16 protein-coding genes and 4 tRNA genes are annotated in these 16,480 nt (G+C 47.5%); 2 read left to right on the top strand and 18 right to left on the bottom strand.

Translation table 11 applies throughout. The annotated features are described in order from the left end of the window. Window positions 1–98 precede the first annotated feature (98 nt). The 18 genes from FTT68_RS07300 to FTT68_RS07215 form a co-directional block, all read right to left on the bottom strand. Window positions 99–173, bottom strand: a tRNA-Thr gene (locus FTT68_RS07300). 15 nt (window positions 174–188) lie between these two features. Next, window positions 189–264 (bottom strand) — tRNA-Gly (locus FTT68_RS07295). Between the two features lie 36 nt (window positions 265–300). Next, window positions 301–384 (bottom strand) — tRNA-Tyr (locus FTT68_RS07290). Window positions 385–440: 56 nt separating this feature from the next. Continuing rightward, a tRNA-Thr gene (locus FTT68_RS07285) sits at window positions 441–516 on the bottom strand. A gap of 98 nt (window positions 517–614) precedes the next feature. Beyond that, entirely contained in the window at window positions 615–2,108 is a 1,494-nt protein-coding gene (gene trpE, locus FTT68_RS07280; protein ID WP_005181673.1) for an anthranilate synthase component I, read from the bottom strand. Window positions 2,109–2,228: 120 nt separating this feature from the next. After that, the gene (gene gph / locus FTT68_RS07275; RefSeq protein WP_005181670.1) at window positions 2,229–2,900 is read right to left on the bottom strand and encodes a phosphoglycolate phosphatase; all 672 of its coding nucleotides are present in this window, start codon (window positions 2,898–2,900) and stop codon (window positions 2,229–2,231) included. A gap of 64 nt (window positions 2,901–2,964) precedes the next feature. Continuing rightward, window positions 2,965–3,672, bottom strand: coding sequence for an FHA domain-containing protein (locus FTT68_RS07270; protein WP_168370320.1), 708 nt, complete (start codon window positions 3,670–3,672; stop codon window positions 2,965–2,967). Between the two features lie 66 nt (window positions 3,673–3,738). After that, window positions 3,739–5,988 (bottom strand): type II secretion system secretin GspD, encoded by a 2,250-nt coding sequence (gspD, locus tag FTT68_RS07265; RefSeq protein WP_016659681.1) that lies wholly within the window; start codon window positions 5,986–5,988, stop codon window positions 3,739–3,741. A 40-nt stretch (window positions 5,989–6,028) separates the two neighbouring features. Then, entirely contained in the window at window positions 6,029–6,865 is an 837-nt protein-coding gene (locus FTT68_RS07260; RefSeq protein WP_168370319.1) for a type II secretion system protein N, read from the bottom strand. Beyond that, complete coding sequence (gspN, locus tag FTT68_RS07255; protein WP_005181650.1) at window positions 6,865–7,605, bottom strand: type II secretion system protein N; 741 nt, start codon at window positions 7,603–7,605, stop codon at window positions 6,865–6,867. Before gspN ends, FTT68_RS07260 begins: the two co-directional genes overlap by 1 nt. A 163-nt stretch (window positions 7,606–7,768) precedes the next feature. Next, complete coding sequence (locus tag FTT68_RS07250; protein WP_005181647.1) at window positions 7,769–8,095, bottom strand: H-NS family nucleoid-associated regulatory protein; 327 nt, start codon at window positions 8,093–8,095, stop codon at window positions 7,769–7,771. Window positions 8,096–8,240: 145 nt separating this feature from the next. Beyond that, window positions 8,241–8,669 carry a thioesterase family protein gene (locus tag FTT68_RS07245; protein WP_005181644.1) on the bottom strand — a complete coding sequence of 143 codons (429 nt, stop codon included), beginning with the start codon at window positions 8,667–8,669 and terminating at the stop codon, window positions 8,241–8,243. 10 nt (window positions 8,670–8,679) lie between these two features. After that, window positions 8,680–9,873: a heme biosynthesis protein HemY gene (locus FTT68_RS07240; protein ID WP_168370318.1), complete on the bottom strand. Its 1,194-nt coding sequence runs from the start codon at window positions 9,871–9,873 to the stop codon at window positions 8,680–8,682. Window positions 9,874–9,875: 2 nt separating this feature from the next. Continuing rightward, a complete protein-coding gene (locus FTT68_RS07235; protein ID WP_168370317.1) occupies window positions 9,876–10,721 on the bottom strand; it encodes a hypothetical protein in 846 nt (281 codons plus the stop codon). Beyond that, window positions 10,718–11,497, bottom strand: coding sequence for a uroporphyrinogen-III synthase (locus FTT68_RS07230; RefSeq protein WP_075167812.1), 780 nt, complete (start codon window positions 11,495–11,497; stop codon window positions 10,718–10,720). The genes FTT68_RS07235 and FTT68_RS07230 overlap by 4 nt, the downstream gene beginning before the upstream one ends. 1 nt (window position 11,498) lies before the next feature. Then, complete coding sequence (gene hemC, locus FTT68_RS07225; protein ID WP_034598116.1) at window positions 11,499–12,416, bottom strand: hydroxymethylbilane synthase; 918 nt, start codon at window positions 12,414–12,416, stop codon at window positions 11,499–11,501. Window positions 12,417–12,524: 108 nt separating this feature from the next. Then, window positions 12,525–13,265: a LytTR family DNA-binding domain-containing protein gene (locus FTT68_RS07220; protein WP_005181633.1), complete on the bottom strand. Its 741-nt coding sequence runs from the start codon at window positions 13,263–13,265 to the stop codon at window positions 12,525–12,527. Between the two features lie 55 nt (window positions 13,266–13,320). Next, the gene (locus FTT68_RS07215; RefSeq protein ID WP_104989206.1) at window positions 13,321–14,475 is read right to left on the bottom strand and encodes a sensor histidine kinase; all 1,155 of its coding nucleotides are present in this window, start codon (window positions 14,473–14,475) and stop codon (window positions 13,321–13,323) included. Between FTT68_RS07215 and argH the strand changes: the two genes are divergently transcribed. Next, window positions 14,466–15,896, top strand: a complete 1,431-nt coding sequence (argH, locus tag FTT68_RS07210) for an argininosuccinate lyase (protein ID WP_171065096.1) — start codon at window positions 14,466–14,468, stop codon at window positions 15,894–15,896. The two genes, FTT68_RS07215 and argH, sit on opposite strands and share 10 nt — an antisense overlap. A 21-nt stretch (window positions 15,897–15,917) precedes the next feature. After that, entirely contained in the window at window positions 15,918–16,187 is a 270-nt protein-coding gene (locus FTT68_RS07205; protein ID WP_005181625.1) for an oxidative damage protection protein, read from the top strand. Window positions 16,188–16,480: the final 293 nt, after the last annotated feature.

Genomic DNA, 16,480 nt, shown 5'->3' with positions numbered 1-16,480 from the left:
GACATATCGCCTAAAAAACTAGACACCTAATACTTAAAAAGCAGACTAAATAGCCTGCTTTCTTTAAATCTCATGCAACCAAGTTGCTAAACTGTATCTGGAGCTCTTATCGAGATTTGAACTCGAGACCTCTCCCTTACCAAGGGAGTGCTCTACCACTGAGCTATAAGAGCGATCATCTTCGATGATGGAGCGGGAGACGAGGATCGAACTCGCGACATGCAGCTTGGAAGGCTGCCGCTCTACCAACTGAGCTACTCCCGCACATTGTTGGTAATGTACCACTTCATTCGAAGTTAATGGTGGTGGGAGAAGGATTCGAACCTTCGAAGCTTACGCGGCAGAGTTACAGTCTGCTCCCTTTGACCGCTCGGGAATCCCACCAATATCACACTTATTGCAGTGCTCGTTCTTTACTTCACATCTCGAATTCTCTAAGATGGTGCCGGCACACGGATTCGAACTGTGGACCTACTGATTACAAGTCAGTTGCTCTACCAACTGAGCTATGCCGGCGTTTCTTAGTGTTTCGTACGTTTCGTATCGGAACGGTGTGCAGTTTAGCAAAACTTGAAATCCGTGCAAGTGTTTTTTTAAAAAAAACCGTCAAAAACTCACAAAATCAATCCGTTTGACGATAATTCAACCGCTTTGATCACTGCGCGAGCTTTTATTTGGGTTTCATTCCACTCAGATTCAGGATTTGAGTCGGCAACCAGCCCTGCGCCAGCCTGCACATAGACCTTATTTTCACGAATAACACAGGTCCGAATCGCAATCGACATGTCCATTTCGCCATGCCAGCCTAAATAACCAACAGCACCACCAAAAATTCCACGTTTTACTGGCTCAACTTCGTCAATAATTTCCATGGCACGGATTTTTGGTGCCCCAGAAAGTGTGCCTGCCGGGAAAGTTGCCTTAAAAACATCCAATGCATCAACATCATCGCGCACTTCACCTTGCACATTGGACACAATATGCATGACATGCGAATAACGTTCGATCACCATTTGATCAGTCACCTGCACTTTACCAATTTTTGAGACGCGACCAACATCATTACGACCCAAGTCAATCAGCATTAAATGCTCGGCAATCTCTTTTTCATCAGAAAGTAAATCTTTTTCCAGGGCCAGATCTTCTTCTTTGGTTTTACCACGTGGACGTGTGCCAGCGAGTGGACGCACGGTGGCAATACCATTTTCCAGACGCGACAGGATTTCCGGCGATGAACCGACAATATGAAACGGGGTGTTATTGTCCAAGGTTCGCCCTTGCACCAGGAACAGATATGGTGATGGATTAAGGTGACGTAAAGCGCGATAGACCTGTAACGGCTCACCATCAAAGTCAGACACCATACGATGTCCCGGCACCACTTGCATGACATCACCAGCACGGATGTATTCTTTAACCTTCTCAACCGAAGCAATAAAGTTGTCATGCCCAGTTAAAGATTCAAAATGCGGCGCCATATGAGTCTGTGCTTGCAGATTCACCGGTGTCGCCAGCAACTGCTCCAGCGCATCCAGTTGTGCCTGTGCTTTCTGATAGGCATCAGCATCATTACTATCGGCGTGCACAATCAGGAATAAGGTATCTTTTAAGTTGTCAAACACGATCACGGTTTTAGACAGCATCATCCAGATATCTGGCAGGCCCACCGGATCGGCGTCTGGAATATTGTTCAGGCGCGGTTCGATATAACGCACGGCGTCATAGCCAAAGTAACCGACCAGTCCACCAGTAAAGCTTGGCAACGCCGGTAAATCGGCCTGTGTTGGCACTTTAAACTGGGCCTGGAAATCACGGATAAACTGGAAAGGATCACTACACGGCTGCTGTAGCAGTTCGCCATTGGCCTGCTGAATGGTCAACCGCCCTTCATTGCAGGAAAACACGGTTGACTCGCCCAGGCCAATAATCGAATAGCGCGCCCAGTTTTCACCACCTTCAACAGATTCAAACAGATAAGCCTGTTCATGCTCTTTTAAACGCGCAAACACAGACAATGGGGTTTCGGTATCGGCCAGACGCTGACGGTAGACAGGAATCAGGTTATAGCCGGCAGCTTGCAGTTGTTGATATTGGGCTTGAGTGGTCATGTTGAATCTCTTTCATTTTCGCGGGGTCATAGGAAGGTTGCTGGTAGGTGCTGACTTAGTGACGCCATCGAAAAACTACACAATCACTCATTGCGGTGTCCTTTTACATCTATTCTTACATTAGGAAGCTAATAATTCTGTCAGATTATCCACCACTTGCTGCGGCTGACAATCATAAATACTCTCGCCATGATTATAGCCATAGCTGACTACAATACAATCAATACCGGCACGACGTGCGGCTTCCACATCATTGGAAGAGTCGCCAATCATCAACACTTGGGATTTTTCTACCCCAAAGGTCTCAACACAGTGCAATAACTGGCGTGGATGCGGTTTACGTTCGCTAAACCGATCACCACCAATCACATCAACAAAATAATGGCTCATGTCCAGTGCATCTAAAATGGCGCGTGATGGCAGCTCGGGCTTGTTGGTGACACAGATCATTTTTTTCTGCTGCTGTTTGCCCCATTCCAGAAACTCCAGAATTCCGGCAAAAGGCTGGGTATCCAGACAAGGATCGGCATTGTAAATTCCTAGGAAAGTTTCCAGCAGCTGCTGATGCTGATCGGGATGCACCTCTCCGGTTAAATGCAGCAAGGTGCTGTGACAAAATACCGAGGTGCCTTTGCCAATCCAGGTGCGTACCTGTGCTTCGGTGACCATGGGCAGCTGCAAGGCATTCAGGCTCATATTCATGGCACGATACAGATCGGTGGCTGAATCGACCAGCGTACCGTCCAGGTCAAATAAAATCAGCTCACGGGTGTCAAGTTTGGCCACAGACATTTTGGTCCTCTCAAAAAAATAAAGGCATGCCAAAGCATGCCTCGATTGTATGCTGTGTCGCGGTTTATTTAAACAACAGCCAGGCAATAATTGCCAGGATCACCAGCACAATAATGGTCATCAGGCCGACAGAGGCATTTTTCTGCTGCTCTTTTTCCTGCTCAACCCGTGATACAGGCTGCTCAACCGGTACCGGTTGTGGCTCTGGGGTGGCCGCGCTTAAATCGGTCCCTTCAGGAATTGGGGCTGGTTTTGGTACACCGACATTGGTTGGCATGCCATCACGTGTCAATTGTACCGATGCATCACGCTCTTTCAGCTCAGGCATACCCTGATCATTCATCTGCTGTGCCGGCGTTTTCACTGCTACAGTTTCTGTCGGCTCGGCTGCAGTAGCGGTTTCCACCACATCCAGCTCAGGAATCTGTTCTACTTCGGTGCCTGCAGGCGCAAGCGGCTCATCTGCCAACAGTTCCGGTTTGGCTGGTGCCAGGACTGAAAATTTAAAGCTGGCAAACTGGACAATATCACCTTCATGCAACGGAGTTTCCTGATCAATCCGCAGGTCATTCACAAAGGTGCCATTGGATGAATTTAAGTCTTGTACCCACAGGTCTTCAGCTTTCAGTAACAACGCAGCATGTTTGCGTGATACTTCAGCCGACTGCAGCACCACATCAGCTTCCTGATGACGCCCCACCAGCATGTCACGATCAACACTAATTTCCTGCCCGGTAAATTCACCCGTAATTGCTTGTAATTTCCAAGTCATAGCGAACTTCTCTTTAAATTTTTGCCCATCATAACATGCTCAAAACCAGATTCCATGTCCGCTCTGTTAAGAGCGCGGTCTTAAGGTGGTCGTGGTGGTGGTATTGGTGGTTTTGCTGACTTGCGGGCTTAAGGTCTGACGCTGCAGCGCCGGTTCTACCGCAACGGGTGTGGTCACCACAGCCGCCCCCGACTGTGCCGCAGGGGTCGCGGATGGCACCTGCTGATAACGGGTTTGATTTAGTGGAGTTTTAGACACTGGCACCCGCTGCTGATAGATATCTTCCACCCGCTCCGGCAGTTTGGCAAAATTACCATCCTGATCCAGTGCCAGTTGCAAGCTATACAGCTGACTATAACGCTGCTGCGAAATCCGGCGGATATCATTCTGATCTCCAACAATGGTCGGGTGAATAAAGATCAGCAGATTACGCTTCTGATTGGACTTACCATCGGAACGGAATAAACGTCCCAGTCCTGGAATGGCACCCAACCCCGGCACGGCCTGGCGAGAATAGGCAGTGTTATCTGAAATAAGACCACCCAAGACAATAGTCTGACCATGCTCGGCCAGAATTGAGGTTTTAATTGCGCGTTTGCTGGTGACCAAGTCCTGCGCCTGACCTTTGCTGGATTTAACCCCAGAAACTTCCTGTTCCACTTCCAGACGCACTGTGCCATTTTCGCCAATGTGCGGCACCACTTTTAGGGTGACCCCGACGTCCTTACGCTCAATGGTGGTATAGGGATTGACGGTACCATTTCCGGTACTGACCGAACCAGTGACAAACGGCACGTTCTCACCAACCACGATATAGGCTTCTTCATTGTCCATGGTGACAATAGATGGGGTCGACAACAGATTGGATTTGGTGGTTTCTTTTAAAGCTTGAATCAGCGCGCCATACAAACGGCGTGAACCATCACTGCCTTCCTGATAATCCCCCAACACCAGTGAGGTACCCGCGCCAATCGCGCCACCCGCACCCGCTGCACCTCCAGTTAAATAACCGGCGGCAATATTTTTCAGGCTAGACCCCAAGTTATCAAAATTGATCAGGCCAATGCCACTGCTTAAATCACCCAGGGCCCATTGCACGCCAAGCTGATCGGCATCGGTGCCTTCTACTTCAATAATCGCGGCTTCAATGAGAACCTGTTGACGGCGTGTATCCAGCTGCTGAATCGCAGACTCAATTTCGCGCATCAGCTGTGGATCGGCTTTGACCACCAAGGCATTCTGGCTACTATCGGCAATAATACTGACGCCATTGCCATTAAAGCTGGTGATCTGGCTCTGCTGATCAAAACCGTTATTCAGGGTAATACTTGGCGAGGTACTGCCTGTGCTATTGCTGGATGTGCTGTTACTGCTGTTATTGACCAGACTGCTAACGCTATTGTTACTGCTATTTTTCGTATTGGAAGATGAGCTGCTGACCGCCTGCCCCGATACCAGCCCTTGCAGAATTTCCGCCAGGCTTTGCGCACTGGCATATTTTAAGCGGAAGACTTTTAAGCCACCAAGACGGTCGGCCGCCGGCACATCCATCATTTCAATCATCTGACGGATGCGCTTGCGGGTGGCAGTATCGCCTTTAATGATAATGCGATTGGTCCGGTTATCCGCCACAATTCGCACCCGCGAACCTTTGAGATCTTTGGCATTGCCGGTCGAACTCATTGACTCCAATAGCCCGATCACTTCTTCGGCCTGACTGGACTGTAGCGAGATGGCTTCAATATCATTTTGGCCGGTGCCATCCAAATTACGGATAATATTTTCCAGCTGATAGATATTGCTGGCCCGGTCCGAAACAATCAGGGCATTGGTGCCGGCCACCGCAGACAGGTGGGCAAATTGCGGCATTAAAGGCCGTAAAGCCGGAATCATGTCATTGGCATTGGTATTTTCCAGCCAGATGACCCGGGTCACAATCTGGTCGCCGCGCGCATTCTGGCGTGCATCAAACGGAATTCCGGAGCTTTTGACATTGTTATCTGGCACCAGCTTGATGGTATTGCCCGAGGGAATAGCCACTACCCCATTAACATTAAGCACGCCCAGAAACAGGTCATAGACTTCATTGCGGTTCAACGGCTTGTTGGAAATGACCGTAACATTGCCGCGCACCCGCGGATCAACCGCGAAGTTTTTACCGGTAATATCGGCCACTTCATTAATAAATGCAGTCAGGTCAGCATCACGTAAATTAATTTTCCAGGTTTGTGCATAGCTCGCCGTACTTACCATAGCCACCAGAGGTGCACCGACCATCAATGCCCAAAGCGGACGCTCATGATTTAATAAAGCCATAATCTACCGTGTTTCCTAACCCTATAAGGTGACAAATCCGTCACTTAAAATCTTGTTGTACCGTGATGACCTGGTCACCACGCTGAACTTCCAGTCTGACCTGACCCTCCTGTCTTGCCTGTTCCAGCAATTGGGCTTCATTTTGCCCTTGTCCGACAGCCTGACCATTTAAGGATAAAATCCGGTCGCCTGGTTGTAATCCCAATCTGCTTCTGAGTGCCGCCGGTGTCCGTGCGGTAATTTCATAGCCCTGACCATTGCCACTATTCACGCCCATATCCTGTAAATAGCGTTCCCGGTCTTGCTGAATCTTTTGCACTGCCTGACCAATCGCATTTTGCGCAGTTGTTGCCGGTGCCGGATTTCTGTTGGGTGCAGCTGGGCTTTGTGTCGGCACAATCGGCTGATTCAGCCCGTTTTCAATGCCTTTAAACTCTATCTCACGGGTGGCGCCACTGCTATGACGCAAAACCACCCGATCCCAGTACACTTCAGCCAACTGATAACCACTGCCTTCAATCACATCGCCGACGCGATAGCGCTCTGCCACCTCATTGACTTTGAGCACGGCAGAAGAAAACTGGTTGGGATAACCGACCATCACGCCTTGTAATTGAAGGTTCAGATTGTCTTCGGCCTGCGTACGCTGGCTCGCTTCATGAAACAAGGCAAAACTGCTGATATTCGGTACACGCAGCTGCTGCGAACCCAGTTCGACCCGATCCAGTTGCATCGCTTGAGGTGGCGCCAGTAATAGCCAGAACAGACTGGCCAGCTTCCAGCATAAATACAGAATCAGCAGCGCCAGCAATACCGGTGCGACACGATCGGCCTGTTTCAACTGGAGAATCTGCAACTGTTCCCAGATTTTCTGCATCAGAAGCCTCCCTTGAACAGCGGCTGGCGGGTACTGATTACATAGGTATCGGCACCAGCCTTGCCTTCATAAGAAGGAACATGCATCAATAAACGCTGGGTCAGCTGCACATCCAGCATCATCTCCTGATCCAGACTCAGGTTAATCATTTTCTGGTCACGTGCATCACGCACATCAATTTTCAGTTTTCCGCTTTCATCCGACAGTGTGCCTTTCAGCGTGGGCACGGTCATGCGCTCTTGACGCTGGGCAAACTGATACACCAGCTCCCCGCCGGCCCAGTTCAGCTGGCCTTGTGCCTGGGCAAATCCTTGCTGCTTATTATAGTTCAGATCAATATTTTGTAATTGAATCGGATTGGTCGGCCATTGCCAGTCAACCAGGGTTTTTAGAGTTTCTGGCGCAACACGGCCGTGTACAGCGTTTAGCATGAAGGTCCCAAAACGGTAACCCATCACGCCTTTTAGTTCGGTATGACCACTATGGATTTCAACATCGGCTGCCACTTTCAGCAATAACAGGTCTAAAGGACGCGTATTCCAGCTTAAGCTGCCACGCAACTGTCCCTTGTGCCAATCTGCCTGCCCCTGCCAGATGTTACCACTGACATTATGTAAACTCTGATTGTTTTTATAAAACTTTGAAATTAACCAAGCTGCAGGAATCTGTAATAACACAAAAATTAAAAAAGCAATGATGGCGAAAATCCACCACGTGATGTATCTCGGTTTCTTTATCATTCCACCACGACCAACCTATCTAATGCATTCATGAACAAATTGTTATTTTCATGCACACATTATGCACACTTTTTTTACAACACCAACGGATACACATAAAAAAACCAAGCAGTTCTGCTTGGTTTCGACACTCTAGTGCGCTTAGATGACAATCTGATGAAGTTTAGATCAAGAAGTCTTCAAGCTTGGCACCTTTTTCCAGTTCTGCCACTAACCAGCGCGGTTGCTTACCACGACCTGTCCAGGTTTCATTGGCATTGGCTTTATTACGATAACGCGGCTCTACCGATTTACGTACATTCTTTTTACGTTTAGACGCACCAAACTCAAGAATCTGTTCAATGCTTAAACCCGCATTTTCAGCAATTGCCAAAATCTGATTATATGCATCTTCAACTGCCTGGTCCTTTTTCGATGCAATTAATGCTTCCGCTTCTTCCTGCAAGCGCTTTAATTGTTCTACAGACAAATTACTAATATCGGGCATCATATTTACTCCACAAGTATGCTTTTATATTAATTTACTTCAATTGCATTAATACATCATATTTTTATCTGAATTAAGTTTCAATCATTATTTGAAATGAAAAACAATTATTAACAGAGATAAATAATCTATTTATTCGGGATTAGAATTAATCCAGATAATGCCCCACACTATTTTCCAAAGCCAAAATATGCTGCCGAATCGACTCGGGTAATGGCATTTTCTGCATACTTTCAGAATTCACACAAACCATGATGGCTTCTGCACTCGCGACTACAGCCTGTTGCTGCTCGCTCCATAATATATAATGCATGCGAAAAGCACTATTTCGGATTTCCTCAACCCGTACACCTATTTTTAAGGTATCCGGATAAAATACCGGACGCATATATTTGCACTGATTTGATGCCACTACCGTCGAAAAGGATTGCTGCATCATTCTGATCTGATCCATATAATGAATGCGGGCACTTTCAATATAGCGGTAATACATCACATTATTGACATGACCGAGCGCATCCATATCGCCCCATGCCACCACTTGTTGATGAATTACTGGATAATCGGTTAATTGCATGCGACTTTACCTAGATTTTAATTTTCATGAAATGACTATTATTTTCAAACACCAGATTTAACTGCTGCTGTAAATGCGGTTGATCTTTTAATGCCGATTTAATTCTTAAATAGTTCATTAAAATATGTTCCGGATATAAATCCAGAAGCTGTGCTGCATCGTCATGACGACCGGTAGCTTCCAATATATGCCATTTGGCAAAACTCAATACCGGTAAAGCAGGATATTGCTGTTCCCACTGATTCAGATAATCTTCAATCTTGAGATAATCCGGTACCGGTTTTAACAGCTGCTGCTGGAACCATAAATAGAACACATCCTGATGAAACTGTTCAGACAGTAAATGCACCGCCAGATGCTCCTGCTGCTCTCCCATATCGCTTAAGCGTGCCAGCACTTTTAACCACAGCACTTTAATCGCATACGGCTGGCTAAACATCTGCCCTGACAGATTGCAATAACGCTGTTTTAAATCCTGCAATGCTTCCGGTGTGGCCTGCTCAAAATGCTGCAAGATTTGCTCAAGCCATAACTGCTTGCTGTCCAGCCCTAAATGCCCATATTGGGTCGCACGCAAATATAACCATGGATACTGCAGCGCAAACTCTCCCCACAGTGCGGTTAAGCGCTGTTCATAGGCTTGTTTAACATCTTTGAGCCACGGCGACAGTTGATGGCCATTTAAAAATTCCAGATGGGTCAGGGCTTTTTCCGGTTGCTGCTGCGCCAGATAAATTTCAATACGCTGCAACTCGGCCAGCTCAAAGGCCATGGCCTTGCTCTGGTTTAACATCTGCAAAGCCACCGGATAATCCTGCTGCATCAGCGACAGGCGTGAATGAATCACGGCTTTTAATAAACCAGACTGGTTAAATACCTGACGGATAAAGGCGTCCTGCTCACGCGCGGCATCCAGCAGCCAGATTACTGCCATTTGCTCATAAGGATGTAAATGCTGGAAATCAAACACCGCTGCCTGCTTACGCTGTTCACGGCTTAAATAACGCTTTAGCATCGCCCAGATCAGCTGCACCACCAGACTGATCAGCATCAATAAAATTAAAAGCACCCAGATATTGGTCTGTAGCTGCCAGTCACGCCAATACAGGTAAACATAGCCCGCGCCATAGCCATAACTGAATACACTGAGCAAGGCCACCAGCACTAACGTGACCAAAACATAGGCCAGAACAATCTGCTTCATGATCATTCATCCAATAAGGTGCGGCTGGTCAGCACCGGCACAGGAATCACGGTCAGGCTCTGAATTTCCGCCAATTCAGCGCTTAACTGCTGCGCCCCCCGATCCGGCAGCAGCTGTAACAGATGAAAAATTTCAGTCAGCTCCTGCTGATAATTCAGATATTGGCCTTGTCCTAATAACTGACGTGCCAGTAATAAACGCAACTGCGCTTCTTTTAACAGCAATTGACGCTGACTAAGTACAGTCGCTGGCTGCTCGGCGGCTTCCAGTTTCAACCACTTATGCCAGAAGGCCGGATTGGCCTCTTGCGCCGGCTGCAGTTGTGGCTGCTGGATTTCCTGACGCAACAGCTGATCCAGCTGCTGTAGAGCCTGAGTGACCTGCTGCTGCTGGGCACTGCGCTGTGCCGCAAATTGCTGGATCAGCTGCCGGTCTTTGCTCAGGGTTTGATGCAGGCTTTCGGCCAAGGCCGGTGACAAAGCCCACTGATTCAGCTGAACATCCAGTACTGCCAACTTTTCCAGTGCATACGGATATTGCGCCTGCTTTAAGGCAAATTCGATCAGTTCCAGCTGCTGTTGAAGCATCTGCTGCGGCGTGATCGTGGTCTGGCTGATCTGCACTGTAGTATTAGCTGCAGGCGCACTTGAAGATGCTGACGGTGAAGGATTGCTACTCTGGCGCTGCAAAGCCACTAGCTGGTCATTGAGATTGGCGCGGCTTTTTTCCGCCTGATGCATACTCTGAGACAATTCGGACTGCTGCGCCGTTATTTTAAATACGTCATAGCTCAGCTTTAACATCCAGGCCAAGCCGATGATCAATAATAAAATAAGTAGCTTCTTCATGCGTGTCCTGATTTAAGCTCAATCTGCTGCAGTATTGTTTCTGTTTTTAAATTCGTCAACTTGATCAGTTGAAAACGGGTGTGATGCTGTTGTTGATAATCCATCAACAGCGCTTCCAGGCGGTCACCCAGCACCAGATAACGTCCCCGGTTCAATAATTCTTTTTGCGCTTGACTCAGCCGCAACCAGTTTAACCAGCTGGCCTCACTGCTAATCAGCATCCAATAGTCCCGGTGCTGCTGCAGTTGTGGCAATAGCGCGGGCATCTGCTGAATGGACGCGGCCGGACACTGACGCTGATATAAAATAAAATTCAGAATCTGCATTCCGGCCTGTTGCAGGCTGTCCATCATAAACTGACGACCGCCTTCACCGCGCCAGAAGGCAATACATGAACCGGCCGCCAGGGATTTTAATAAAGGCAGTTCCAGCATGCCTTCCGAGGTTTCAACCTCCGGCACGGCGCTCGAAATTCCGTATTCTGCCAGTACCTGCGCCGTTTTTTCACCAACCGCAATCCACTGTAAATGTTGTAATTGATCGAGATGAATACCGCTTTGCGCCAGATACTCCATCCCGATGTGTACTGCGGTCGGGCTGACCACCACAATCCGCTGCGCCTGCAGTAATTGCTGGTACAGCTGTGCCAATGCATCGGACCAGGGACAGGCCTGTAATTCCAGCAGAGGCAGCTCAATCACCGACCAGGCCTGTTGCCTTAAAGCCTGTGACAAGGTACAGGCACGATCGGCCGGGCGGGTATTAATAAACAGCATCTTAATATAAGGCTTTTAGCAGCTCACCTGCCCCTTGTGCCAACAGGTTCTGTGCCAGTTGTTCACCCAGCTGTTCGGCCTGCTCGGGTGCGGCACTGAGCTGTGCGCTTAACAAGGTCTGGCCATCGACACTGCCCACCCGGCCTTCCATCGACAGCTGGCCATCTTTTAAAGTGGCATAACCGGCAATCGGCACCTGACAGCCACCTTCCAGATAAGCATTAAACGCACGTTCTGCGCGTACACAGACATTGGTTTCATCATCCATCAACGGCAAAATCAGCTCGAGTACGGCCTGATCATTAGTCCGGCATTCCAGCCCCAAAGCGCCCTGACCCACGGCCGGCAAACTCACTTCAGGCGCGAGCGTATGACGAATCCGCTCACTAAGGCCCAAACGCTTCAGGCCGGCACTGGCCAGAATAATCGCATCATATTGACCTGCATCCAGCTTGGACAGACGGGTACCAACGTTACCGCGCAAATCAATAATCTCCAGGTCAGGGCGTGCTTTTAAAATCTGGCATTTACGGCGCAAACTGGACGTTCCGACTTTGGCACCCTGCGGCAAGTCCTGAAAGCTGGCATAAGTATTGGACACAAAGGCATCCAGCGGATCTTCACGCTCGCAAATCACCGCCAGGCTTAAGCCTTCTGGTAGCGCCATTGGCACATCTTTCATGGAATGCACAGCAAGGTCAGCACGACCATCTAGCAAAGCTGCTTCTAATTCTTTGACAAACAGTCCCTTGCCCCCAATTTTGGCTAAGGGGGTATCGAGAATTTTATCACCCTGGGTCACAAAGGTGACCAACTCCACGTTTAGACCGGCATGTAAGGCTTCTAAACGCGCACGAATGTGTTCCGCCTGCCATAATGCCAGCGGGCTTTGTCGAGTTGCAATTTTCAGGGTGTTCATCATGTCAGTGAAAGCAAATAAAAGGATTCCCTTAAACTTAACCTGATCGCTTGAAAATGCAAGTCAATTTGCACCCTGAGATGGCGAAAAAGCCATTTCAACCGGTGCTTACAGTTTCTGAATACGTTCTCTTAAGGTCGGTAAATGACGACGGCTTACTGCCAGACGTTCTTCCAGTTCACGACAACGCACCTGATACTGACCGGTATTAATCACTTCCAGTCCTTCAAGATAATGAATCGAGACCAGCGCATTGCGATGAATCCGAATAAACTGGTCGGCAAATTCATGCTCCAGGTCTTTTAAGGTTTCGTCAATCAGCACGCTGCCATTTTTATGGCGCACGGTGACATATTTTTGATCTGCTAAAAAATAATAAATATTTTCTACAGGCACCAGTTCAACACCACGATAAGTTTTCGCCGTGATCTGGTGGCGTTTTATATTCAATTCTTCCATATTTTCTTTTTGTTTTATGTGACTCAGCTGGGCTTGCGTGAGTTTGGTTAAGTGATCTAAAACCTGCTGCAATTCCTGTTGCATGACCGGTTTTAACAAATACCCTTCTGCCTGCGATTTAAATGCATCAAGTGCATGCTCATCATAGGCGGTACAAAAGACAATTGCCGGCATGGGGTCAAGCTCGCGCAAATGCTGGGCGCAGCTTAGTCCATCCATTTCTGGCATCTGAATATCTAATAACACGACATCTGGCTGATGTTCATCTGCTAGCTCAATGGCCTGCTCACCATGACTGGCGGTTGCCACCACCTGATGTCCAAGTTGAGTCACCAAGCGGGCCAAACGCTCAGTTGCAAGAGGTTCATCATCACAGATCAGAACATCCATTTATCCCTCCTTTACGTTAAATCATTTATTTTTATAGCTTAACGTGAATTTTTTTTTATTTATATGGATACTGTACCACGGTGGTATACATGCCCTCCCCTGCATACGTTTGAAAGACCACCTTTCTTCCATAAAAGGCGCGTAGACGCTGTTGCACATTTTGAATTGCAATACCATGTCCTTGTCGTAAATTCATTTTAGCGTTTACGTAAGGGTTTGTAATGACGATATTGACTTGATTTTCCAAAATTTCTACCAATACGCTAATGGTACTCGGTCTGGATATTTTTTCAACACCATGAAAAATACTATTTTCCAGTAAAGGTTGTAAAGTTAATAAGGGAATTTGTACCTGACTGAGCAGTTGCGGCTGTTCAATTTTCCATTCCACCTGCAAGCGTTCACCCAGACGAATCTGCTCAATCTCCAGATAACGCTGGCATAATTCAACTTCTTCCTGCAGCTTGACCAGCTTGACTTCCTGTAAACTGGCACGAAACAGACGTGACAGATTGAGCAGCATCTGCTCGGCTTTTTCAGGATCAATCGCAATCAGGCTAATGACATTATTTAAACTGTTGAATAAAAAATGCGGATGGATACGCGCTTGCAAGGCATGCACCTTGGCCTTTAGAGCACTTTGCTCGCGCAGATAATTCTGTTCGCGCAAATATAAATAGCGAAAACAGAATGCTCCCAGCAAGATGCCATAACTTAAATGCAAATCCAGCCCGCCCCCCAGCTCGGCTGCAGTCAAGTCACGCAGATGAAAATTCTGGCCAAAATGCGTCAGCAGATTCAGGCTTAAAGTGGTCACCAGTACAATTAGCTGTAGCAATAAAAAACCAAAACCGAGCGAAAAGCCCAGACTCATCCGACCCAAACGTCTTTGAAAATATTCAATAAAGGCAGTAAAGGCCAGTAACACCCAGTTAATGTACAGCACATATTGCAGCAGTCGTGAACCGGTTAATGCCTGCCAGCCTTGCGCTTCAGCCAGTGCCAGCACCATGGCCAATACATTGCTGGCAATAAATAATTCAATTAGATGTTGCCAACGCCCTATTTTCGTAAAAAAATAACTGTAATTTTTTTCATCAGCCGTATCTGCAAAAGATGATCTCACCTGCCCTTCGGCAAGTGATTCCGAATTTGTTATACTCGTTTTCAAATTACTGCTTTTTATTCTATTGAGCCGACATGACCACATCTTCTAATTCCTCAAATCCGTCACAAACCCAGACTTCGGGTATGTGGGGCGGTCGTTTCTCTGAAGCTACTGACGCATTTGTTGCTGAATTTACAGCATCTGTCCAATTTGACCAACGCTTTTATAAACAAGATATTGCCGGTTCAATCGCCCATGCAACCATGTTGGCCAAAGTTGGCGTGCTGACTGCACAAGAACGTGACGACATCATCAACGGCTTAAACACCATTAAAGCCGAAATTGAAGCGGGTCAGTTCGAATGGCGTATTGACCTTGAAGATGTGCACATGAACATCGAATCACGCCTGACCCAGCGTATTGGCATTACCGGTAAAAAACTGCACACCGGCCGTAGCCGTAACGACCAGGTGGCGACTGATATCCGTCTGTATGTGCGTGATGAAATTGATGCCATTTTAGAATTATTGAAAAAACTACAAACTGGTATTCTAAGCCTGGCGGCAAAAAACACTGACACGATTATGCCGGGCTTCACCCATTTACAAACTGCTCAACCTGTGACTTTTGGTCACCACCTTATGGCCTGGTTTGAAATGCTGGTACGTGACTCTGAGCGCTTAATTGACTGCCGTAAACGTGTGAACCGTATGCCACTCGGTTCAGCTGCACTGGCAGGTACAACCTATCCAATCGACCGCGCCTATACCGCAGAATTACTGGGCTTTGATGCCGTTGCTGAAAACTCTTTAGATGCAGTATCTGACCGTGATTTCGGGATTGAATTTAACGCCGCTGCATCGCTGATTATGATGCACCTGTCGCGTATGTCGGAAGAACTGATTCTGTGGACCTCAGCCCAGTTTAAATTTGTGAATATTCCTGACCGTTTCTGTACCGGCTCATCAATCATGCCGCAAAAGAAAAACCCGGATGTCCCTGAACTGGTTCGCGGTAAAACCGGCCGTGTCTATGGCGACTTAATGAGCCTGTTGACCCTGATGAAAGGTCAACCACTGGCCTATAACAAAGACAACCAGGAAGACAAAGAGCCTCTGTTTGATGCAATTGATACTGTACGTGGTTCACTGATGGCGTTTGCTGACATGATTCCGGCATTGGTGCCTAACATTGCAGAAATGCGTGAAGCGGCGCTGCGTGGTTTCTCTACTGCAACCGACCTTGCGGATTACCTGGTGAAAAATGGCGTTGCTTTCCGTGATGCCCATGAAATTGTTGGTAAAGCGGTCGCACTGGGCGTACAGGAAGGCAAAGACCTGTCTGAACTGACCCTGGAACAGCTGCAGCAGTTCTCTGACCTGATTCAGGCCGATGTATTTGAAAAAGCCCTGACTCTGGAAGCTTCAGTGAATGCACGTAACCATATTGGGGGGACTGCTCCGGCACAAGTCGCTGCTGCGATTGAACGCGCCCACGCCCGTTTAGAGCAACTTTACGCTTAATCTTAAATTCGGAGTATGGATATGTCTCGACAAGTATTTTGCCGTAAGTATCAACAAGAAATGGAAGGCTTGGACTTTGCCCCGTTCCCGGGTGCCAAAGGTCAGGAATTATTTGATACCGTGTCTAAACAGGCCTGGAACGAATGGCTGAAACATCAGACCACGCTGATCAATGAAAAGCGTTTAAATGTGTTTGAAGCAGATGCGAAAAAGTTTCTGGAAGAACAACGCGAAAAATTCTTCAATAATGACGAAACTTTAGAAAAAGCCGAAGGGCTAAAGCCTGAGTAAAACTTAAAGCGCTGCTTTAAGTTTTACGCAAGACAAGGACGAAGTCCGCGTAGGCTTTCATGCAAAAAGAATCTCCATTTTTGGGGATTCTTTTTTATGCACGGTTGTAAAAATTACGCAAGACAAGCGAAGCGCGTAGTTTCAAATGTCTCAAAGGAGTCTGAAGAGGCCACTGCTGTCCCATAGTTTGCTTTAAATAAAAAAACCTGAGTCCTAACAGTTAAAATATGAGTGCAAACAAACACTTTAACGACCAGGATTCAGGTTTTGTCACATCAGAATACCGTATTTCA

The organism is Acinetobacter sp. Q85-2 (assembly GCF_013420555.1).
Classification (GTDB): Bacteria; Pseudomonadota; Gammaproteobacteria; order Pseudomonadales; family Moraxellaceae; genus Acinetobacter; species Acinetobacter indicus.
This window is presented reverse-complemented; position numbering and strand designations above follow the sequence as displayed.